This window comes from Pedobacter psychrodurus (assembly GCF_032678585.1).
GTDB classification, from domain to species: domain Bacteria; phylum Bacteroidota; class Bacteroidia; order Sphingobacteriales; family Sphingobacteriaceae; genus Pedobacter; species Pedobacter psychrodurus_A.
Genome location: NZ_JAVTSN010000021.1, coordinates 47,175 through 68,694, shown reverse-complemented (window position 1 = coordinate 68,694; position 21,520 = coordinate 47,175). Strand labels below are relative to the sequence as shown.

23 protein-coding genes are annotated in these 21,520 nt (G+C 40.0%); 4 read left to right on the top strand and 19 right to left on the bottom strand.

Going from position 1 to position 21,520, the window contains the following annotated elements; genetic code table 11:
- Positions 1-316: 316 nt before the first annotated feature.
- From R2S57_RS15065 to R2S57_RS15045, 5 genes are all read right to left on the bottom strand, one after another.
- The gene (locus R2S57_RS15065) at positions 317-1,237 is read right to left on the bottom strand and encodes an AraC family transcriptional regulator (protein WP_316845781.1); all 921 of its coding nucleotides are present in this window, start codon (positions 1,235-1,237) and stop codon (positions 317-319) included.
- Between the two features lie 258 nt (positions 1,238-1,495).
- Positions 1,496-2,404 (bottom strand): NAD(P)H-binding protein, encoded by a 909-nt coding sequence (locus tag R2S57_RS15060; protein WP_316845780.1) that lies wholly within the window; start codon positions 2,402-2,404, stop codon positions 1,496-1,498.
- A 103-nt stretch (positions 2,405-2,507) separates the two neighbouring features.
- Positions 2,508-2,843 carry a hypothetical protein gene (locus tag R2S57_RS15055; protein WP_316845779.1) on the bottom strand — a complete coding sequence of 112 codons (336 nt, stop codon included), beginning with the start codon at positions 2,841-2,843 and terminating at the stop codon, positions 2,508-2,510.
- A 179-nt stretch (positions 2,844-3,022) separates the two neighbouring features.
- Positions 3,023-3,388 (bottom strand): DUF2200 domain-containing protein, encoded by a 366-nt coding sequence (locus tag R2S57_RS15050; RefSeq protein WP_316845778.1) that lies wholly within the window; start codon positions 3,386-3,388, stop codon positions 3,023-3,025.
- Between the two features lie 317 nt (positions 3,389-3,705).
- Positions 3,706-4,437: a DUF3667 domain-containing protein gene (locus R2S57_RS15045; protein WP_316845777.1), complete on the bottom strand. Its 732-nt coding sequence runs from the start codon at positions 4,435-4,437 to the stop codon at positions 3,706-3,708.
- A 337-nt stretch (positions 4,438-4,774) separates the two neighbouring features.
- On the opposite strand from R2S57_RS15045, the gene R2S57_RS15040 reads away from it, so the two are divergent.
- Entirely contained in the window at positions 4,775-5,536 is a 762-nt protein-coding gene (locus R2S57_RS15040; RefSeq protein ID WP_316845776.1) for a helix-turn-helix transcriptional regulator, read from the top strand.
- A 52-nt stretch (positions 5,537-5,588) separates the two neighbouring features.
- Here R2S57_RS15040 and R2S57_RS30535 read toward each other — a convergent pair whose 3' ends face one another.
- The 4 genes from R2S57_RS30535 to R2S57_RS15030 form a co-directional block, all read right to left on the bottom strand.
- The gene (locus R2S57_RS30535) at positions 5,589-5,768 is read right to left on the bottom strand and encodes a hypothetical protein (RefSeq protein ID WP_410479076.1); all 180 of its coding nucleotides are present in this window, start codon (positions 5,766-5,768) and stop codon (positions 5,589-5,591) included.
- Positions 5,693-6,010 carry a hypothetical protein gene (locus R2S57_RS30530; RefSeq protein ID WP_410479077.1) on the bottom strand — a complete coding sequence of 106 codons (318 nt, stop codon included), beginning with the start codon at positions 6,008-6,010 and terminating at the stop codon, positions 5,693-5,695. The genes R2S57_RS30535 and R2S57_RS30530 overlap by 76 nt, the downstream gene beginning before the upstream one ends.
- 176 nt (positions 6,011-6,186) lie before the next feature.
- On the bottom strand, positions 6,187-7,878 hold the full coding sequence (locus R2S57_RS15035) for a hypothetical protein (RefSeq protein WP_316845775.1): 1,692 nt from the start codon (positions 7,876-7,878) through the stop codon (positions 6,187-6,189).
- Positions 7,879-7,961: 83 nt separating this feature from the next.
- On the bottom strand, positions 7,962-8,702 hold the full coding sequence (locus R2S57_RS15030) for an SDR family NAD(P)-dependent oxidoreductase (RefSeq protein ID WP_316845774.1): 741 nt from the start codon (positions 8,700-8,702) through the stop codon (positions 7,962-7,964).
- Between the two features lie 90 nt (positions 8,703-8,792).
- On the opposite strand from R2S57_RS15030, the gene R2S57_RS15025 reads away from it, so the two are divergent.
- On the top strand, positions 8,793-9,185 hold the full coding sequence (locus R2S57_RS15025) for a helix-turn-helix domain-containing protein (protein ID WP_316845773.1): 393 nt from the start codon (positions 8,793-8,795) through the stop codon (positions 9,183-9,185).
- 367 nt (positions 9,186-9,552) lie between these two features.
- Here R2S57_RS15025 and R2S57_RS15020 read toward each other — a convergent pair whose 3' ends face one another.
- Together R2S57_RS15020 and R2S57_RS15015 are read right to left on the bottom strand one after the other, a co-directional pair.
- Positions 9,553-10,071, bottom strand: coding sequence for a DinB family protein (locus tag R2S57_RS15020; protein WP_316845772.1), 519 nt, complete (start codon positions 10,069-10,071; stop codon positions 9,553-9,555).
- A gap of 4 nt (positions 10,072-10,075) precedes the next feature.
- Positions 10,076-10,237: a hypothetical protein gene (locus R2S57_RS15015; protein WP_316845771.1), complete on the bottom strand. Its 162-nt coding sequence runs from the start codon at positions 10,235-10,237 to the stop codon at positions 10,076-10,078.
- A gap of 168 nt (positions 10,238-10,405) precedes the next feature.
- Here R2S57_RS15015 and R2S57_RS15010 point away from each other — a divergent pair, with 168 nt between their 5' ends.
- A complete protein-coding gene (locus R2S57_RS15010) occupies positions 10,406-11,611 on the top strand; it encodes a glycoside hydrolase family 99-like domain-containing protein (protein ID WP_316845770.1) in 1,206 nt (401 codons plus the stop codon).
- Positions 11,612-11,617: 6 nt separating this feature from the next.
- On the opposite strand, the gene R2S57_RS15005 is transcribed toward R2S57_RS15010, so the two are convergent.
- The 7 genes from R2S57_RS15005 to R2S57_RS14975 form a co-directional block, all read right to left on the bottom strand.
- Positions 11,618-13,357 carry an STN and carboxypeptidase regulatory-like domain-containing protein gene (locus R2S57_RS15005; RefSeq protein ID WP_316845769.1) on the bottom strand — a complete coding sequence of 580 codons (1,740 nt, stop codon included), beginning with the start codon at positions 13,355-13,357 and terminating at the stop codon, positions 11,618-11,620.
- The gene (locus R2S57_RS15000) at positions 13,357-14,316 is read right to left on the bottom strand and encodes a FecR family protein (protein WP_316845768.1); all 960 of its coding nucleotides are present in this window, start codon (positions 14,314-14,316) and stop codon (positions 13,357-13,359) included. Before R2S57_RS15000 ends, R2S57_RS15005 begins: the two co-directional genes overlap by 1 nt.
- 14 nt (positions 14,317-14,330) lie before the next feature.
- Positions 14,331-14,933: an RNA polymerase sigma-70 factor gene (locus tag R2S57_RS14995; RefSeq protein WP_316845767.1), complete on the bottom strand. Its 603-nt coding sequence runs from the start codon at positions 14,931-14,933 to the stop codon at positions 14,331-14,333.
- A 124-nt stretch (positions 14,934-15,057) separates the two neighbouring features.
- On the bottom strand, positions 15,058-16,152 hold the full coding sequence (locus tag R2S57_RS14990; protein WP_316845766.1) for a hypothetical protein: 1,095 nt from the start codon (positions 16,150-16,152) through the stop codon (positions 15,058-15,060).
- Between the two features lie 136 nt (positions 16,153-16,288).
- Entirely contained in the window at positions 16,289-16,483 is a 195-nt protein-coding gene (locus R2S57_RS14985; protein ID WP_316845765.1) for a cold-shock protein, read from the bottom strand.
- Between the two features lie 59 nt (positions 16,484-16,542).
- Positions 16,543-18,768, bottom strand: coding sequence for an ATP-binding protein (locus R2S57_RS14980; RefSeq protein WP_316845764.1), 2,226 nt, complete (start codon positions 18,766-18,768; stop codon positions 16,543-16,545).
- A 382-nt stretch (positions 18,769-19,150) separates the two neighbouring features.
- Entirely contained in the window at positions 19,151-19,945 is a 795-nt protein-coding gene (locus R2S57_RS14975; protein ID WP_316845763.1) for an SDR family oxidoreductase, read from the bottom strand.
- A gap of 206 nt (positions 19,946-20,151) precedes the next feature.
- Between R2S57_RS14975 and R2S57_RS14970 the strand changes: the two genes are divergently transcribed.
- Positions 20,152-20,790 (top strand): hypothetical protein, encoded by a 639-nt coding sequence (locus R2S57_RS14970; protein ID WP_316845762.1) that lies wholly within the window; start codon positions 20,152-20,154, stop codon positions 20,788-20,790.
- A gap of 129 nt (positions 20,791-20,919) precedes the next feature.
- Here the strand turns inward: R2S57_RS14970 and R2S57_RS14965 are convergent, their stop codons facing one another.
- On the bottom strand, positions 20,920-21,462 hold the full coding sequence (locus tag R2S57_RS14965; protein WP_316845761.1) for a DoxX family membrane protein: 543 nt from the start codon (positions 21,460-21,462) through the stop codon (positions 20,920-20,922).
- Between the last annotated feature and the right edge of the window lie 58 nt (positions 21,463-21,520).

The following is a 21,520-nucleotide window of genomic DNA, read 5'->3' as shown; positions in this document are numbered from 1 at the left end:
CGGGTGGTCGAAACCCCTTGTATGACATTTAATTAGGCCCTTCTACAAGCTACCATTTACAGGCTCCAGTGAAGCGGCCGTCATCCGATAGCTATCGGTGCAAGGTACTAAGCCTGCCTGCTGCAGGCAGGAAATCCTAAAGCGCATGCTAGTAGCGATCGTTGTAAGATCGCTTCGCCGGCTGAAAAAGCCTTCTCGCAATGACGATACTTTGAGGCGATTTACCCCCCATTCTCTCCTGTCAATCATATTGATTTTTATCCAATAAATTATCCCTCAGAATGACAATTTATAATTAGTTATAGTTTCTTTATTGTTAATTAAACGATGCCCGGAACGCCAAAGGCGAAACCTGTGTTTTTGCCTTGAATAATTTGCTGAAGGATTGTGGATGTTCAAAACCCAATTGATACGCAATTTCGCTTACGGACAAACTGGAGGTAGACAATTTCTCTTTTGCCTTTTCAATTAACTTGTTGTGGATATGCTGCTGGGTACTTTGCCCGGTTAATATATTGAGCAAACCGCTGAGATATTTTACCGATACCGCTAAGCTATCGGCAATGAGCTGAACAGTGGGCAAGCCCTTGGTTACCAAGCTTTCGCTATTAAAACAATCATCGAGTAACGTTTCTAACCGATCGAGAATTTGGTGGTTGGTAATTTTCCTGGTAATAAACTGTCTCTCATAAAACCGTTCCGAATAGTTTAGCAAGGTTTCAATATGCGAAATAATGATGCTCTGGCTAAACCGATCAATGTTTGCATGATATTCCTGCTGAATGTTGGCAATAATATCATTAATGGTTACTTCTTCTTTGGCAGAAAGGAACAGGGCTTCATTTACCGAATAATCAAAAAAATGATATTGTTTGATGTTTTTGGCAAGTGAGGTATTCCAAAAAAAATCAGGATGGATCAACAGCATATAACCCGACTGTTCGGCTGTTGGATTGGCATCCGCTTCTATCCTGAACACCTGATTGGGCGAAATAAAAAACATAATGCCTTCGTCAAAATCGTATACCTGTTGCCCATATTTGATTTTGGCATTCATACCGCGTTTGATAGAAACTAGATAAAAGTCGAGCACCCAGTTTACTTCACTAATATCTGCCGGGCGTTTCATCGTACTGTAATCGATCACACTGATTAAAGGGTGCTCGGCTGCAGGTAAGTTTCTCAGTTTATGGTATTCGCTGATTGTTTTTATCCTTTGTGTACGTTTCTGTTCCATGCTGTAATTTAAAATTAGCTTTTTTAATTTAATGTTAAAACACAGTTCGTTTTTTTCAAACTGCTTATACCCCATTTTCAATTTACCCAGAAGCTGAATTGAGAGAAATTAACCACTACTTGTGCCGACTTTAGGAGATAAAAAGCCTGCCCAGCCATTCAGGCGGGGATAAACACATATGCAATATTAAATCTGTGTTTATCTGCGAAATCTGTGGCAAAAAAAACTTATTTAAAGGCATTGGCCTATCCCTGGTTTTTAGTCTTCAGCTTGATAAACCGTGGCAAAATCCTTTGCAAAATCTTTAAGTTTTACTTTACCCAGAACCGGTTGATTGCGATAATAATCTTCATACAGTACACCACTGCCCTGACTGGCCTGCATTTCTACAAAACCCCTGGCAACCTGTTCGTTGAAACCAATGCTCAGCCAATTCGTTAAAAGCTGTTCGTCTGGAATGACTTTCCACTGCAGATCAGGTTTACCAATGGCCTCGCCCAGGGCTTTTGCAATTTCGTTTGGCGAAACCTCATCACTTGCTACATAACGGACGGTTCGGCCGGCAAAAGGTTTATCCATTTCTTCAGCGATTACATCTGCGATATCTAAAGGCGAAACCCATGGCTCTTTGGTATCGCCACCATAATTGGAAATGATTGTACCTTTATATTTGATACTTTGCACAAAGGAGAACATGTTGATGTAAAAACCAACCGGACGAATAAATTTAATGGCGACATCGGCAGGAAGTTGCTTCAACATGTTTTCTACGTTGTAGTGAAAAATTAAAATACCCGTTCCCTTATTGGTATGTGCACCAATGCTGCTCAGGTGCACAACTTTTTTTACGCCCGATTGTTCAATGGCTGTTTTATAGCTGTTACCAATTTTGTTGATGGTTCCGATAAAATCGATTTCTTTGTCAAACATATCGCCCGCGGCTTCCATGGTTTCCATGAGGTAAACAATATCCGCACCCTTGAATGTCAGGCTTAAAAAATCAGCATCGAACATGCTGCCAATAGCGGCTTTTGCCCCCAATGCTTCAATATCTGCTTGCCTTTCAGCACTACTGCTGATTACGGTTACCTGATGCCCTTTTTCTACCAGTTCCTGCGTGAGTGGTTTTCCGATGTTCCCTAAGGAACCTGTTAATACGATATTCATTTTTTGTTCTTTTTATTTGTTGATACAAAATTGCGCAACAATCGAAAAGCAGCTGTAGCCAAATGTCAGCATCTTGTAGCCAAAATCATAGTTTTCAACCTTATCATTTAAAACCAAATTCATCTTCATTTTCTTGAACGCCGCTCTGGTGAAAAGGAGTTTCAGCAACAATTTTATTAAGCACGACCTGGCATTTGGATTTTGCCACGAAATATCTAATTATCAAGATCAAAATACTACAAATCAACGCAAAAAGAAATGGATCTGCTTTAAAAATGCTCATTACGATTAATAGTGATATCCAAAACAATTCAAATGTTAATGTTAAATAGTAGCTGAACCATATTATTCTTTCTTCACCAGATTCAATTATATCAAATGTTCCTCTGTTTATTTTGTCAAATTGTTTACCGTTTGGTCCCCAAGGAAATGCTATCATCGTTTTGCGCAATTAAATTATAATCAGCTTTATTTAACCATAAAAGTATTTTTTCTTTTAAAGCTTTCGCTTCCAATTTTGATGTGCGTTATATTTTAAAATGAATTTTCATTTTTATTGATTTCAAAGACTTTAAAATACTCAGTTAGGGATTAATTTTAAAATGCCGTACAATAGTCCTAAGCCTCCCTCAAAATCTTCTCCATCTTCCTGCCCTTGGCCAGTTCATCAACCAATTTATCCAGATACCGCACTTGCTTGGTTAAATGATTTTCGATATCTTCTATCCGGTAGCCACAGATTAGTCCGGTGATGAGGGAAGCATTGTGGTTTAAAGTAGCTTGCTGGAAGAATTCCTCAAAAGTAACTTTTTTGTCGATGAGCTCTTTTAGTTTACTGTCATTAAAACCTGTTAACCAGATAATTACCTGATGCAATTCTGCAATTGTTCTGCCTTTCTTTTCTACCTTGGCCACATACATGGGATAAACCGAGGCAAAGGTCATTTTTGCCATGCGCTCGTTGTGTGTTTTAGAAGTATTCATGCCTTTGTATTTAATCTTAATCTCCTTATTGTTTTAATGGATACCAAATTAACATTTATTTGGAAGATGACCGAGTGAAGGAGAAATAATCCGGATCCCAAGTTTATGGTTCTGCTTGAGGAGATCGGGAAACGAATCGAGGTTTAACATAGCGTAAAAATAGCTAAATCATGGCTGGATTGATTGATGATCCTGCACTTGTAATTCGGCTATCGGTCTAAAATATTTCAATAAAAATTAAACAAGCGAAGCAGTCATTTCCTTTGACCTAACAAGCATAACATTGAGGGCGATTAAGAAATTGTGCCTGTAAAATCCTAATATTTCAACAAAACATCAATTAAAAAGCCCAAAAACATTACTGAAAGACCGAAAGTAATCATCCCTAAACCATAGGCCGCTAGCGCTTTGAAATAGTTCATCACTTTCTTCTGGTTAAAAAACTGTGTAATGGCCCAGATGCAGTAAGTTACCCCTATGATGCCTGCAATCTTCATCATTCCGAATTTTGTCAAACCTTCTACAACAGCGAAAGCAGCAAAAATCAGCATACCCATGCCCATTACAAAACACAATAGAATTAGAATTTCGAAAAAATTGTAACCGTATTGCCTAAAAAACAATTTCAGCCAAAAGGCAATATATACCCCCATAATCATGTTTCCATAACCATAGTGGTTTTGTACCCAGCCGAATATTAAACCTGCGGTTGACACTTTACTATTGCTATAACTCACATATCCTTGTTCGATATGAAAGAAATGATCGATTATCGTATAGATTAAGGAAGTGATGATAATAAAGATAATCGGCTTTACCAGTCTACTCCGGTTATCGGCAATAAATTCCCTGATGTTATGTCCGGGCTTTACCAGTAATTCTTTTATCGTGTACAATATGCCTTTTTCAAAATGCAGCACATGCTGAATTTCGTGCAGCATATAATGCCAGTCTACCCTTTTAACCTGCACGGGCTGGCCACAATGGCCACAGTAATCTGTATCAATGGCATGGTTACAGTTTCTACATTTTATTAAATCAGGGAGCATATCATTTATTGATTAACATTTTCTTTTGATGTAATTCTATTCCTCACCTATCGAATTAAGACGCTACATATGAATAATTTATGTAAGTTAAAGTACCATAACCAGGTTAAATAGCATGAATTTTGCTTTAAGGAAAAATAATGCAAAACCAATGATCAAAGCCAATACCACGCACGCAATTAAAGCCAACCTTAACATTGGTCCAATTTGTTTTAACTCCACTAAGCCAAATTCAGACCTTCTTTTCATTTCAAAATTATTTCCTGTAAAAGTGGACACAAAAATATTTTCAAAGGCTACACTTTAGTGTAAATTTGCAGTTAAGCCTTCCTAGTAAATGACAAACCACCTTCACTCGAGCCTGTTTACCAAGAATAAGGTCGGGAAAATAGTAGCAGAAGACCACCTTCAGCAGCAGGATTACCTCGAAGCCATAAAAGCTTTTGCCAGGTTAACCTACGAGAGTATGTATGTGATTGATTATGAAAAGATGGCTTTTGAGTATGTTTCGGATAACCCTTTGTTTTTATCTGGTTATTCGGCAGAAGAGGTACTCAACCTGGGTTACGGATTCTATTTTAAAAATGTACCCGAAAAAGATTTAGCCCTGTTAAACCTGATCAATGAAGCTGGTTTTGATTTCTTTGCCAAACTGCCAGGTAAGGAGAAAAAGCAATACAGTATCTCCTATGATTTCCATTTGCTCAATCAGGAGGGCAAACCTATGCTGATTAACCACAAGCTTACGCCACTGTTTTTAACCAGCGAAGAAAAGATGTGGAAAGCGATGTGTGTTGTTTCCATATCGCATCACCAGCAGGCGGGTAATATTTGCATATACAAACAGGGAACCGAAGACTTCTGGGAGCTGGATATCCAAAGTAAAATCTGGCGAAAATCGGAGAAACCAAAACTCAGCAAAAGGGAAATAGAAATATTGCGTCTGCATGCGCAAGGTTTAACCATTAACCAGATTGCCGATAGAATTTTTGTGGCACCCGATACCGTGAAGTATTACAGACGCCGGATTTTTGAACGTTTGGGGGTAAGCAATATGGTAGAGGCCCTTTCGTTTGCGGTTAATAGTAAGATGATTTGATCAGCCTTTCTTTGTATGCCACGGAGCTCCTCCTCAAACCAATCTTATAGTATTAGCTGCGCATATTTTGCTTCTTCCTCATCTGAACCATCCTTAAACGGTTATATTGTTGCAACATGATGGGATAAATATTATAGATGATATTAAGCAATGTAATCAGTATTGCGATGATATATTGTGTATAGTAAAGTGCGTGCAGGGTAGAAACAGAAAAAACATCATGCCCATCCAATGAAACCGCTCGTACATCTTCGTTGTTTTTAAGAAGTTCAGCCCTTTATTTCTGGTCACGATCTGGTGTGAAGGATGACTTCTTTTATTCATTTTATTGATCCAAACCCCGTTTTGCACAACTTTTTGCACTATCCGCACACCTAAATCTTCATAAAACTTCTTTTTACCGCTTAATTTTAAAAAACATAAGGGAAAGACTGAAATCAACGTGTTAAACAAAAGCGAGATACAAAACCGCATCGTATCCCAAGCGCTGTACCCGTGAACGATTATTACTGAAAAACTCAGTGCAGACCAGAATATGTTGATCAATTGATTAACCGTCTTCATAGGCTACAACTTGCTTATTCGGTTCTGGATTTCAAAAGGCTTGTGAGATAAATGGAGAACTAACGTTTGGTCGCCATAAATCTCTATTATTGCCAATTAAGTTTTTTAAGCTCCATTTCTACGGCGAGCATAGTCTTCAGATCGCCCTGCACAACAATCCGTTCATTTTGCATTAGACTTTTTTTAACCGCATCTAATAATTCGTTTACTTTAATAATCCTGATTTGTTCTACAATTGGCTTCAACTTTTCCGAATTGACGCCAATTTGAAAATCAGGTACAATGGCTCCTCCTTTTAAATATGCCGAGGAAGTGCTTTTCCAGTTGTTAAAATCTAATTCACTACTTTGAATTGGGAAATTGCTAAATGCCAAACGCTGAATGACCGCTTTCCAAAAATCTCCATGGGTATGAAAATTGCTTATGCTAGACTGATTTTTTATTAAGTTATACAGCACGATAGTACTATAAACTTCTTTGTGGGGATAAACCATTTTATCATGTCTACTTATCTTTTCCTTAGTTGATGCAAGCGCATAGTACAAATAACTGAAGTCCCTTTCCCAATTAGTTACCTGAATATTTCCGTCAATCGCAATCTGCCTTAACAAACCCGACTCTCCTACTATTTTATAGGGAGTGAGTGTACTGTTGGCTATATCTCCAAACCCTTCCACAAGAATTTCTCCAGGTTTAAAATCGGTTACCTTTTCTTTTAGAGTAGCATCCATTTTCTTATAACTTTTCCATTGATCATCTGTTCTTCCACAGAATAAAACTTTCTTTTTCCCTAATGCAAGTTCTTTGATGTAAAGCTCCTCCTCTCCTAATTTTGGCATATCACCAAGATTAGACAATGAAGTTATTTCTGCCAATGATTTTAAAGCTACTAGATTATTTAAATATGAGTTGAGTACAATACGCATAGAACCCAGATGTGCTGCGCCACAGATGATAAAAATTTTATCGTGGGTTTTAAGTATCCTTGCAATAACCGCTAGCATATTTTGATCTCTAAGCAATATATAACGGTTATTTATAATATTAAAGATGCCATTTTTGAAAACCTTATGGTAATGCTCCAGATCACTCTCGCTTGGGGCGCTGCTATATGTTTGTGAAAAATGTTTTTTGTATAGCGTCAAGAAATATTCCGACTTTGATTCATCAATGGTTAATGGATAGCCCATATTTGTCATCATCGTAACGATATTACTAAAAAAAACTTCGAATGTAATACCCCTTGGAGTATATGCTTTTGTTAAAAAGGATACGATTGTGATGTACACATCTTCGCGCTTATATTCTCTGAGCAGTTGATTGATAACTGACCCAAACTTAGCATTATCCCAAAGATGTGTTTCAGTGCCTCTTTTAAATGCTTCAAAAACACCGAAACCACTTTCGCCCCCAAAAGCTACTGTTTTTTCAATGTCTGGAAAGACAATGCCATAACTTTCAGTAAGGATTACGCTAGGATTGAGTTTATCAAGCTCAAGTTGTAAACTTTTATACATTGAATCCTCAACATTCGAAACCGCATGATTTGTTCCAAAAATTTCAATTGTTTTGCCATTTACATTAAATATCGAATGTGCGGTTTTTAATTTATTGTAGTCGAGTGTATCGTAATAATGGCTAATTTTTTTGGCGATATTTTTTTCTATGGTGGTTTGCGAACTGCAATGTTCACTCAGGAAAATCAAAAGGCTTACTGAAAAGACAGCATTGATAAAAATTAACTTACTAAGCTGACAAAGATATTTGGCTAGAAACATTGAGGCTAATTTATCGTCTAAGATAGAAAATTCATACCCAAAAGCTGCCAATCCCGACCAATATTAGCTTATTTATAATCTCCTTAAGCATTCAACCCACCATCGATGGTTAAAAACGAACCGGTGATGTATTTCGATTCATCACTTGCAATAAAGTTTACAAATGCGGCGATATCCTCTACAGCACCATAATCAGGCAGTGCTAGTCGGGTCCTCAAGAAATCGGCCAGGGGTGCATTCGCAGGGTTCATATCGGTATCAATCGGCCCTGGCTGAATCAGGTTTACGGTAATTTTTCGTGCGCCAAGATCGCGTGCCAAACCACGTGTAAAACCTTGCAGTGCCGATTTGCTCATGGTATACAAAGTGGTTTCGGGTCCTACGGCATTATCGCCCATGTTACTGCCAATGGTAATAATCCGGCCACCTTCGGGCATTCCTTTTACAGACGCCAAAGCCGCTACAAAAACTGCCTGTACATTAACCGCCATAATTTCATTATAATCTTCAAGCGTATGCTCGGTAAAAGCTTTGCCCACGTAAATGCCTGCATTGTTGATCAGGATGTCAACTTTGCCAAAATCGGCAATCGTTTTGTCTACCGCCGCGGTTACTTCTGCGGGTACAGCACTACTTGCCTTTAGCGCAACGGCCACACCACCTGCAGCTTCAATTTCAGTCACAACTGCTGAAGCCTTTTCTAGCGAATTGGCATAGGTGAATACTACTTTTGCGCCTTCGGCAGCTAATCTTTTTACTATTGCTGCACCTATGCCCCTGCTTCCTCCGGTTACCAGAGCTACTTTATCTTTTAATTTTTTCATGATTTTCCTAAATTTTCTGCTAAAGTAAAAGAGATACTTTACATTTGCAGGTAAGCAGCAAATTGTTAGGTACTAACAAAAAAGTAAGAAATGAGAAAAGAAACTTCTACCAACGCTTTGAACGAAAGAATGATGATCGACAGTTGCGGAATGTCTTCTTCACTGGCCGTAATTGGCGGGCGCTGGAAACCGGCCATATTGTGCCGTTTATCCTATGGTACTATGCGCTATGGCGAACTTAAAAAAGATATTGAAGGCATATCCGAGCGTATGTTGGTGGCGCAATTAAGAGAACTGGAGAAAGACCAGATTATTACACGTGTGGTTTTTCCTGAGGTTCCACCAAGGGTGGAGTATCGACTAACCGATTTGGGCCGTTCAATGAAACCGATGCTGGATGCCATGTCTGACTGGGGGAATATGTATAGAAACAAAATCAATCAGGCAGCAGATCTATCAGTTGAGGTAGCTCCAGAAGGGTAGATAAATAATATCTCTTTTTTTGGAAAGCAATTGCAGAAACATTTCGGTAAATGCAGCCATGCTATCCGCTTTATCTCACTACGTTCGATGCCCGCTCCTATCAGGTTTAAAACGCAGTGCTATTGCCGCTATCGAAGGTTAAATAGCATGATGCCCGATAATTAATTTCATTTTTCAGTGCCCTGCAAACCCTAATAGGACCACCACCCGCGCCACCTAAACCCGATCGAAGCGGGATGCTGATTATCCAATCGGCAGAAGCGTGAGCGGGGCGGACTCACCCAAAAGCGCCTGTTCCTGCTTTCCAAGAATCATTTACAAAGCAGATCGCAATTAAAATGGTATCTCTTTTTTTGCCAGGTCTACCTTAAAGGTTATCATCCCTTTTCACCACAGCCGCCGTAACCATCAGCTGACCAACATGTCGCATGGTATGTTCTGCTGCATGGAACAACAAGCCAATAACGGTTGATGGAAGTCCTGCGCGGCCTACACCTCTATAATCAGGCAGCGTAGCTATATCAGTAATTTTAAGCTGTACTAATGCGAGGTCTACCTGTTTATTGAAACGGTTGACCAGATCGGCCACGGTATAACCATCTATAGCGTCGCTGCCTTCTTCTGCCAATTGTGCAAACTGAAATTGGGATAGCCCCTGTGCTTTGGCATAGGTAAATACCCGATCGAGTACACCACTTAAATGCTGGAGGTGAAAACCTGTAGAGGCCATTCCGGCAGGGCGTACCCACAATAAAGCTACAGGAAAATCCTGCATGTATTCCACAATTTCTTCCCTGGCTTGTAAAAGCGCATGTGCGACCGGCTGGAGTAAGGGATCAATATCGGGCAGTGGACCTCTTTGCCAGACTTCTAATTTTTGCGACATCGTTTTAAATATATGCGATGGTTACAATCACGATCCAGATCACACTAAACACACCACCAAAATAAACCATCGGCATATTTTGTTTCAGGTTTTTCTTTACAAAAGCGGCATACAAAATCCAACCAAAAAAGGCAATAAAATATAAGGGAACTGCGAATAACAACATAGCTTAAAAATTGATACTCAAATATAAACAAAACGCGGTAGATTCCTTTAATAACAGCCTGAATTGATCAGTAGCGTAACCCAAAGAATTTGTTACACAAGCATCAATGCTTCCATGGGTATTAAATTTATATTTGATCTCTTACCGAAGCCAAATAACCAACCCACCATGAAAGGAAACCAATATCTTAAGCTCCTGTTTTTAACCTGCAACCTTCTTTTAACAAACATTACGTTTGCACAAACCAAAACGGCGGCAACTAAAAGGCCTTACGATGTAGCTGCTTTTCTCTACCCTGCTTATGCAAGTGATGACCCCAGGTTACGTCCGTTCTGGCCAGCAGGAAATGGGGAGTGGGAAACGGTGCTGAACATGCAGGAACGCTTTCCAGGTCATTACTGGAACAGGAAACCATTATGGGGGCCGGTTAACGAGGCAGATCCTGCTGTAATGTCGATGGAAATTAACCAGGCGGTAACACATGGTGTAAACGTATTTATTTTCGACTGGTACTGGTATGATGGCAGGCCGTTTATGGAAACCACGCTGGATAACGGTTTCTTAAAAGCCGATAATAAGGATCAGATGAAATTTTACCTGATGTGGGCTAATCATGATGTGGTAAACACCTGGGATACCCGTTTAAATAAATACAATGAAAACAATGTGATCTGGACGGGAAAAGTGAGTCGTGCAGAATTTGAAAAAATCTGTAAGCGGAATATCGAAAAGTATTTCAAACTGCCTCAATACTATAAAATAGATGGCAAACCAGTTTTTATGATTTACGATATGCCGCAGTTAATTGAGGGGCTGGGTGGAGTAGAACAGGCAGAAGATGCATTAAAATGGTTCAAAAGCGAAACAAAAAAAGCAGGCTTTCCGGGACTGGAACTGCAGTTAACCATGTGGTCGATAAACATGAACCACAGTGGTTTTGATGGCAGTAAAACACAAAATCCAGAGAATGCCTTTGTGAAGAAACTGGGTTTCACCAGCGCTACGCATTATCAGTTCTGCCATTTCGCCAATGTAAATGATGATTACCTGAACATTCTTGAAGGCGTAAAAAAAGAATGGGCACGGATCGACACCACTTTCGAATTTGTTTATTACCCGCACATCAGCGTAGGCTGGGACAATAGTCCGCGTACAGGGAAAAGTGCGGTGGTAAGAAACAATACCCCCGAAAACTTTGAAAAAGGATTACGCATGGCGAAAGCTTACGCCGATGCACATCCAAAACAGACGCCTTTAATTACCATTAACAGCTGGAACGAATGGACAGAAACCAGTTACCTCCAGCCTGATAACGTTTTTGGCTATGGATACCTGAATGCGGTAAAAAAGGTATTTGTAGACGAAAAGCGGTAACTGATGTTATAGCGAAACCGTTACGCCAAAGTTCCAGCCCAACCAACCTTGCGCACCATTACTAAAGTTATGGTGGCGGTTAGGCGCAAATTCCTTTTTATAGCGATTGGCAGAAGTACCATCTGCCATTCCAATTACATAATAAGAATAAGCTGGGCCGCCGAAAACGGTCAATCGCGACAATACATTCACCTGAAAATGGCTTTGCAGCCTGAACAGATTGTTCACCTCCTCAAAACTACCCAGATATATCGATTGTATAGTGCCTTCAGCTGCGATGGAGAAACGTTTATTCAATACGAAATCATGGCCAAGACCCAAACCAAATGTAAGTACCTGAGCGGTATCTGAAAAGTTTTTACCCACGATGAGTAAACTATACAGATTGGCATTTCCGGTTTTAAAGGCAATATTGGTATTGATCACTTCATTGGTATAGGCACTTACTTTCCGATAGCCATTGCTGGATAGATTAATTAAACCAATACTCACACCCGATGACGAATCGGCCAGATTAACCACACCCAATTGAAAGCCATCCATCTTTTTGGCATAATTAACAAGTCCGGCAATTTGTGCCCCTTTTAAACGGCCAGTAGTTTTATTGAGCACACCTGCCAGCTGAACACCATCAACATTTTTACCCATATTAATCAACCCTGCAACCTGGCCCCCTTTTACATCTTTTGCAGCATTACCTGCTCCAGCCAATTGAACACCCCTAACCTGATCTTGTACCCTATTGAGCAGACCCGCGATCTGCACACCATCCATATTGAGGTTTACATCGTTATAGGCGCCCGAAAGTTGTATACCCTTCACCGATCCCCCCACCACGTTGAACAAACCTGCCATTTGGATTTTTTTAATATCCCCCTTGGTTAGGTTAAAAACACCAGCCACCTCAACGCCATCTGTTCCGGCAGTATAACCGCCAAGGATATTTAAAGATGCCTTATTGATCACGCTCGAACTCATACTACCATGCGAACTCAGGCCAGGTGTAAACGATGCCTGGAAAGGTGTTTGCGCAAAAAAATCGGGGATATTCAGGTTTTGGATGCGCTGTTTTGAAGAGAGCAGAAAACGCCAGATTCCCCGTCCACCAAAGGTGTTCGAAAAGAAGGCACCTCGCTCTTTATTGGGATCTTCATATTTCCCAGGTTTGATGTTGATATCGGCCAAAAAAACCAATGCGGTATCCCGATAGGTTTCTTTACTGGCGGTTAAAACAACCCCGCTGTGCTCACCACGAAAGCGTAATGTAAAATACCCACTGTTGTCGGTAAGTGCTGCCTGAAGCAATCTTTTTTCATACACACTGGCCTGTTTCACTTTATTTCCTGTTCGGGTATCGATTACATAACCACTTATTGCATATTCATTGTCGCCATTTGCAATATGTTCTGCCTCGATGGTAAAATGATTCACGGCGTAACGCAAGATAATGTATTCTGCATTTTCTTTATAATCTACCTTACCCTCAAATATCTGATCTAAAACATCACGGACGGGAACATTTTTAACGTTCAGACTCACCAGACTGTCTTGTTTAAACAAAACCCCATTATAAGAAAAATAGAACCCACCGGCTTTGCTCATCATCTGCAAAACAGTACTTACCCGCTCCTGTTTGACATTTAGGGTAACCCCTTTTGATAAATTTCTGCGATAATCAACCGTGGTAACCTGCGCCGTACAGTAACTAGAAATAAAGAGCAATAAAATAACCAGTTTATTCTTCATCAATGTTTATCAGACAACAAAATGTTATCGCCGTTACGGGTTAGTTGTAAATTTAAAGTTTCACAGATAATATTCAGATTCTCGTTTATTGAGCCCATCCTTAACACGGTACTGATCGTTAAGCCCTTTGCCTTTTGATCTAAAGTGATATTAGTTCCATAAGCTTCATTTAACGTGTTTACCAGTTTTGATAAGGGGATATTATTTGCCTGGAATATTCGGGTCCTGTAATAGTTATACAGCTGATCGGTACTTTTTTCTTTTGCCAGTTTACGTGTATTGCTGGTAATAAGGATTTTTTCGCCTTTGTAAAGTTTGATTTCATTATTAGCAAAGCGGACCTTAACAATTCCACTTTCTACGTTAATTTCGGTATCTTTTTGGAGGTGTTTGATGTTGAAGGAGGTACCCACCACCTCTACGCTTACCCGATCGATATCGATTACAAAGGGATGTTTTTTATCTTTGGCCACATCAAAATACACTTCACCCTGTGCCAGTTTCAGGTTTCTGTTGTTCTTAAAATTACCGGCGTAACTGATTTTGGTGTGCTTGTTTAAAGTCAACGCAGATCCATCGGGCAAAGTATCTGTACGAACCTGCTGGTTAGCGGTTAGTTCGGTGTAATTTCCTGGGCCGTAAAAACTGTATACAAGCCATCCACCTACGGCAATAAACAATACTGCCGCCACCCTAAACCAGACGTTACGGGTATTTAAGCTTTTTATTTTCCCATTTTGTGCTGCTGAATTTTCCCGTCTCACTTTAAAGCTTGTCCAGGCCAGCTCTTCGTCTCTTTTGCTTTCATTTTTTAGCGTGTTGCTTAACTTCCAGATGGTTTCCAGCTGTGTAAAATGTTTTGTATTGGCCTCAGCAGCATTTAGCCACTTTTCTACCTTTTCATTTTCTTCTACAGTACTTTCTTTTAGAAGAAATTTCATCAATAATTCATCAGTCATGCGCTTTCTCCTTTCTAATTAAAAAAATCTTTATAGTACCATAGGCCAAGTAAAACAAATACCAGGAAATCGGCCAGTTTAAGTCTTAAAATCCTTAAAGCTTTACCCATCTGGTTTTCTACCGTTTTGATAGACAGCCCCAAATGTTCAGCGATTTCGCGGTATTTTAATTCCTCGAACCTGCTCATCTGAAAAATGGTACGGCATTGTTCGGGTAGATGATTTAAAGCTTCCTTTAAATGTTGTTGCAGTTCGCTTAATTCTACTTTTAATGAGGCTGGTTCATGTTCTGTGTTCATGGTGTGTACGGTAAAATCCTGGTATTTACTTTTGGTTTTTTCCTGCTTAAGGTAATTTAAGCTGTCGTTGTAAACGCATTTGTAGAGATATGCCTTTATCGACTGGATGTTCAAACTAGTCCTTTTCTCCCAAAACTTCAGAAACATGCCCTGTACAATTTCTTCGGCAAGATCCTCGTCTTTTAAAATCACCTGTGCATAAGCATGCAGGGCATTATAATGCGTTTTGAATAAAGTTTCAAATGCTGTTTCATCATCGTACTGATGTGCAATTCCGGAAGCTACTGCTGTTAATCCCACTGATCTATTTGTAATCAAATATATGCTTATTAATTATTGAATGAGTGATTGAGAGAATGACTGAAGGATGGAATGAGTGATTGAGTGAATGTTGGATGATATACGAACTCAATCATTCTCTCATTCAAAATTCAATCATTTCCTAAAAGCTTATCGCTAAACCACCTGTATAACCTAAGAATAAACCATGCAAACTATTGTCTTTTCTATCCCAGGTTTTTACATAGTGTTTTTGTAAGTTTTTGCCTTCTTCGGTATTGGTGGATACAAAATTGAATGATGGCCCGGCGAATATTTCCAGATTTGGACCTATCCTAAGTGAAGGCATCAGTTGGAAGGTAGATTTAAAATAATTGCCGTGTTTAAAATTCTGTAATGAACCCCCGGTAAGTTCGGCATTTAACCTAAAATGTTCTGATTGGAAAAAATGCGCACCCAAACCCGCTTCGAAAGCATAAACATCATCTTTATTTTTAAAGTTATAACCTGCTCCGATAATGCCATACAGTACTTTACCACCCGACCTGAAAGTAGCCATAGTGGTTAAATTCTGATTGGTGCTTAAAGCAATACTCTTTTCTCCATTTTTAACGATATTGATGATCCCGATCGGGTAGTCGCTGCTATCGGCAATATTAATAAAGCCAGACAGCTGAACGCCTTTCACTTTTTTCGCGATGTTGATGAATCCTGCAATCTGCGATCCCTTTACATCCGCAGCTTTATTCATAAAACCGCCAACTTGTATCGCAGAAACATTCTTAGCCGTCCAGTTCATAAAACCAGCAATCTGAGCGCCGCTTCCTCCTGTAGAGATATTGGTAAAACCAGCTATTGCCGCGCCTTTGCCCCCGCCATAAGTATTGATAAAACCCGCAAATTGTACACCCTGTGCCTGGCCGCCAATGTGATTGGAAAAACCCGCTATCTGTGTACCACTTGCGTTTTTACGGATGATATTGGAAAGCCCGGCAAAAGAAATTCCCTTTTCTGCTGCCGAAATACCTGCCAACAGGTTTAAAGAAAATACATTCGTATCCAGCGCTGCGCGTGTCCCGTTTGTACTGATTGGATATACCAAACCGATATTTACCCTATCTTTTTTGCCTTCCTGTGCAAAACCATTTAAGCTGGTACTGATCAATATCGCCAAACCCAATACCTTAACCCCTGATATGTTTTTCAGGTTGGTATTTGTGGCTAATCTGTTTTTAATTTTTGTCAAAGTCGTGTTCATTTCTGTCTATTTTTAAAATGAGACAACGAACTACATACTTACCCCTAAGTGGGAGGGAAAAATATTTTTGCATGGAAGATGTACGATGGGAAATGGAAGGGTATCTATTAGCGCTACCCCCAATCCAAACTATGGATTAAACCTTTTTCACATTTACAGCTACCATTCCTTTTTTACCTTGTTCAACATCGTACTCAACCACATCACCTGCTCTCAGTTCTCTAACCAATAAGCCGGTTACATGCACAAACAAATCATCTGAGTTACTATCGGGAGTGATAAAACCGAAACCCTTTTCGCTGTTGTACATTTTTACTTTTCCTTGTTCCATATTATTTTACATGATCGTAATCTGCCCCAAATTCATTTTCGGGCAGGTATTTTATTATTTCAATCTGTTATCGCTTTATCAAGACATAGATGAAACACCGAACCGCCGGTATGGTTGCTTTCGGCCCATATTTTACCTTTATGCTGATCAATAATCCGTTTTACAATCGCCAGGCCCACTCCCGAACCTTCTATTTCGCCAACGTTAGACATGCGCGAAAAAAGGTCGAATATCTTTGGTAAATCTATCGGTTTTATCCCAATGCCATTGTCGCGGATGGTGAACCGCACCTGATGATCTTCCATTACCGATCCGATTTCGATCTTTGGGGAATGATTTTGCTGACTATATTTTACCGCATTGCCTATCAGGTTAGCGAAAACCCTGATCATCATCGTCTCATCGCCGTACAGATGATGCAGTTCGCCCAAAACAATATCTGGCTGGTTTACATGGTAGATTATCTTTAGCTCTTCGGCGATTTCTTTTATGATCAGCGAACTATTTATCACCTTATATTGGGGTTTGGAGCGGCCTATTCGCGAATATTCCAATACTTCTTCTATCATCCTGTTCATCTTGTCGGCGCCCAACTCCATTTTTAACGCAATTTGCCTCGAACGCCCCCCAAGCGAAAGATCGCGCTGTAGCAACTGCGCGTATACTTTCATAGAAGTTACAGGGTTTTTAAGATCGTGAGAAATGGTATAACTGAAGGTATCTAATTCCTCATAAGCAAGAGACAGTTTCTCGTTTAAGGAGCGGATGGCGTTTGCCCGGATATTGATGGCATAGGTAATTTCCTGCTTTAACCTGGTTGCCGATTGAATTTCTTCTCCTGTCCAGGGCAAGGATTTTCCGGTTACGATTTCGGCCCACGATTCGAAAGAATGGCGTGGAGAGATGTGCAGAAGGCCGTCGACTATTTTACCTGGCTCCTTTTCAGGATTGCCCACCCAGGAAATGGAAGATAGCTGCTCGGGTTTAAAGAAAATAATGTACTCGTTAAGTTCCTTCGAAATGATGAGTAACATCATCCCGCTGCCAATGGCTTTAAAATCTTTCGCCCGAGGATAAACAGCTGCCAGATGATCGGTATGGAAAAGCTGATTTTTAATATTCATCTGAAGCCATACCAGAAGCGGTTCCAATTGTGTTTTTTCAGGAACGTTGCCCATAACGGTAACTGTTTTCTCAAAAACCAATACCGCACCACTGGCTTCGAGCACCGAAAGCAGGTTTGTATCGTGAGTGGTTAAGGCATCTACCAGGCTTTCATCTTTCATCATCTGCCGTGAAAGCTTATCAATCTGAACATTAAAATTTTCGTGTATCTGGTAGTTCAGTTCATCTTGCCTAAACTCTAAGGCAGAAGACAGGATCTGTCCGATAAGCTTTGCCGATTCGCGGGTGCTAAACTCGATAAATTTTGGGCTATAATGGTGACAGGCAATTAATCCCCAAAGTTCTTTTTTATAGATTAACGAAATACTAAAACTCGAAGCCACACCCATATTTTTCAGGTATTGGATATGGATTGGCGAAACAGCCCTAAGCTGACCATTGGTAAGATCTAAAGCTTCAAGTCCCGAAAGTGCGAGCAAGCCAGAAGGGACATCATTAACATTGGCAATAAGCCGGGTAAGATTAAGTTTATATAAGGCCCGTGCCTGTTGCGGAATATCGGAGGCTGGAAAATGTTGTCCGATCCAACTGGGCAATTCCTCAGTTTTTGATTCGGCAACCACCTCACCATGTCCATCTGCGGCAAACTTATAGATCATTACCCGATCAAAACCAATTACCGAACGGATCTGCTCGGCGGTATTGGAAATAAGATGATCCAGATTCTTGTCGACCATCATTCGCGAAAGCGAATGGCCGATCATTTTTTGCAAAATCCCCTGTTCTTTCAGTAGAGCTGGCTCAATTTCCAGCAACAGATAATTACCACTTTCAGAAATAATCAGGTTATAATCTTTTCCGAGTATAGTTAAAGCACCGGGATTAAGCTGCCCGGTTTCGTGCCCGGCACGAAAAAGAGATACCATGGCAAGGATGGGAGAAGCGCTTGTTTCCCGGTTAATCGCATTCACAAAAATAGAAAGATGACTGCCCAAAAGTGTATTTGCCCTGATGCCTGCCAATGCAAAAATATTGTCGCTACAGTACGAAATAATCCCTGCTGTATCTATGGCCAAAATAAATCCATGCGGTTGGATGTTCCCCGGAATGTGGATCGCTTCGCGGTCGCAATTGGTTAAATCTATCTTGAGCTCTGACATGATTTTGGATTAGGGAAGAGATGGTAAAGGTGGACTATTAAATCGGGCTTTGCTTATTTTAATATCTGACCTGTTTCCTATCTGATTGGCTCAAGACCACCATCCAATGGTATAACTTCACCAAACCAAAACACAATGCGTTAAAACTCTGCTCAAGAAACATAAATAATTGACTACCCGCTTGCGCTCGTTTGGAAACGAGCGCATCAATAGCTAAAAGATTTTATCGTTTACAATATCGACCTCACCAAACCCGCTTGCGCTCGTTTCCAAATGAGTGCATCAATAACTAAACGATTTTATCGTTTACAATATCGACCTCACCAAACCCGCTTGCGCTCGTTTCCAAACGAGCGCATCGACAACTAAACGATTTTATCGTTTACAATATCGATCTCACCAAACCACCTTCTACCCTTATCGCTGCGCCATTGGTACCCGAAGCTAACGGACTCACGTAAAAAGTAACGGCATTTGCAATTTCACTCACATCCAAAAAGCGTTGCAGCAATGAAGTTGGACGCATATTTTTAAAGAAATCGGTCTCCACTTCTGCAATGCTAATGTTTCCTTTTTTGGCCAGATCTTCGATGAAACCACCCACACCTTTTGATTTGGTTGGGCCGGGCAGAATTGAATTTACGGTTACTCCGGTACCTTTGGTTAATTCTGACAAACCGCGGCTAACCGCCAGCTGTGCAGTTTTGGTCATCCCATAATGGATCATTTCATCGGGTATAAACACGGCCGATTCGCTGGAGATAAAGATAATCCTGCCCCAGTTTTTCTTTAACATTTTTGGGAATAGCTCGCGCGATAACCTGATGCCGCTCATTACATTCACTTCGAAAAACCTAAACCAATCTTCGTCACTGATTTCTTCAAAAGCTTTAGGCTCGAAAATCCCAGCATTATTGATGAGGATATCGATTTCAGGCAGTTTTGCAATCAGCTTGCTTACGTCTTCGGCTTTAGAAAAATCGGCGGCAATGCCCGAAATAAATTCATTTCCAGCAATACCTGCTAATGTTTTAACCGCATCATCTACACTCTCCTGCGATCGGCCATTGATAATTACTTTTACACCTTCCTTTAACAAACTCTCGGCAATTGCGAATCCAATACCAGCTGTAGAGCCGCTGATAAAAGCTGTTTTATTCTTTAATTGTAAATCCATTTTTTGTTCTTTTAAATCATGTTGATGAAGAAATGACGATTGCCCTGTGGCTTATACAAACTGAACAATTTTCTGGTTAAAATGTGTCATAGAAATATGCTAAAAATAAACAGTAAGCATATGGCAATCTGGGCATCATTTTTGAACAGGCAGAGGTCGTGACGCAAAAAAATCCCTAACCGATAACATAACCATTATAAAAACTCATGAAAAAAACAGCCATCGCCCTTTTACTTGGAGTAGCCCTCGTTTCTTGTAAAAACAACGGAAAGAAAGCAGCAGAAAATCCTAAAGACAGTACTTCAACCAGCCAGGTTGAACCGCCTAAAGTGAACGGAAGTGTTGGCACCACCGCTATCGACTGGGAAAGCATTCCCGAAGCTAAAGAAATCGGCAATTTTCCTTTTTTTAAGCCCTCAAGAGAGTTTAAAATTTTAGATGAAAAAGCGGGTTTATCAGAAGTTTTTGAAAATGAAAAGCTCGAAAACTATACCGGTAAAGATATTTATACCACAGAAGGAAAACTTGGTGTATTGGTTTTTGAAAACGTGGATGGACAAAGGTTTAGCCAAAGGTTTTTTGATCAAAACATTAGCGATTTCCTAACGAGTATAGATGCAAAGCAACTATACAATGGTGATTATCCTGCCAATGAAACTGCTAATGAGGCTATCAGAAAGAAGCTGAAAGAGAACCAGTGGAATGGTAAGCACCGTACAATTGGCTTATCAGATGATGAGCCTTTTACAGTATATGCTTTCAGAAACAACGGCAAAAATTATATTGTTAATATACAAACCAATTCTGCCCAAGGCTATATTTTTATTATGGAGCTGAAAGCTTAATCTCCATTACAAACAAAAACAGACCTTGCTGGTGCAAAGTCTGTTTTGTTAATGTTTTACGGTAGATGTAATAATAAAACATCTACTTGCTTATATTGTTTTAAAAAATATAAATAAATCGATAAAACCTTAAACTGTTTCCAGTTTGATGATGCGCCTGATCCTCCCAAATCGCTTTTCAAGTTTTACAGCTTTTTCTTGCATGCTTGGTTTGGTTACTAATTTCCCTCCCTTAAGTGTAGCGCCGATTAAAATTCCGCCAGAAATCAACACAAAGTTTTTGATAATATATTGTCCCAGTAGCGTTGGTACCAGTACAGAATGATGAAAGGTTTCGTGAGGAAAGAAAACCAGCGGAAGAAAGGTACCCGCCATTTGCAAATACAAAAGGATTAGAACCAACCTAAGCCAGGCTTTTGTAATTAAGCCAATGCCAATAATACATTCCCAAATGGCAAGTGCAGGCATAGAGAACGATGGTTTTACCCATCCGAAAGTTAGTTTGAGTATGGTACGACCTGCAATTTCTTCTGCTGAGCTCATGCCAGGAAAAAACTTAAGCATACCAAACCAAATGAATATAATTCCCAAACAGATACGCAAAATATTCATACCGTTGCGTGCCTTCCAGGCCACAATCCTTGCTTCTGTTATACCGCTGATACTGAACATGTTTTTAGGTTTTGGTATCTTCATATACGTGTATAAACCTATTGCAGTTTACTTCTAA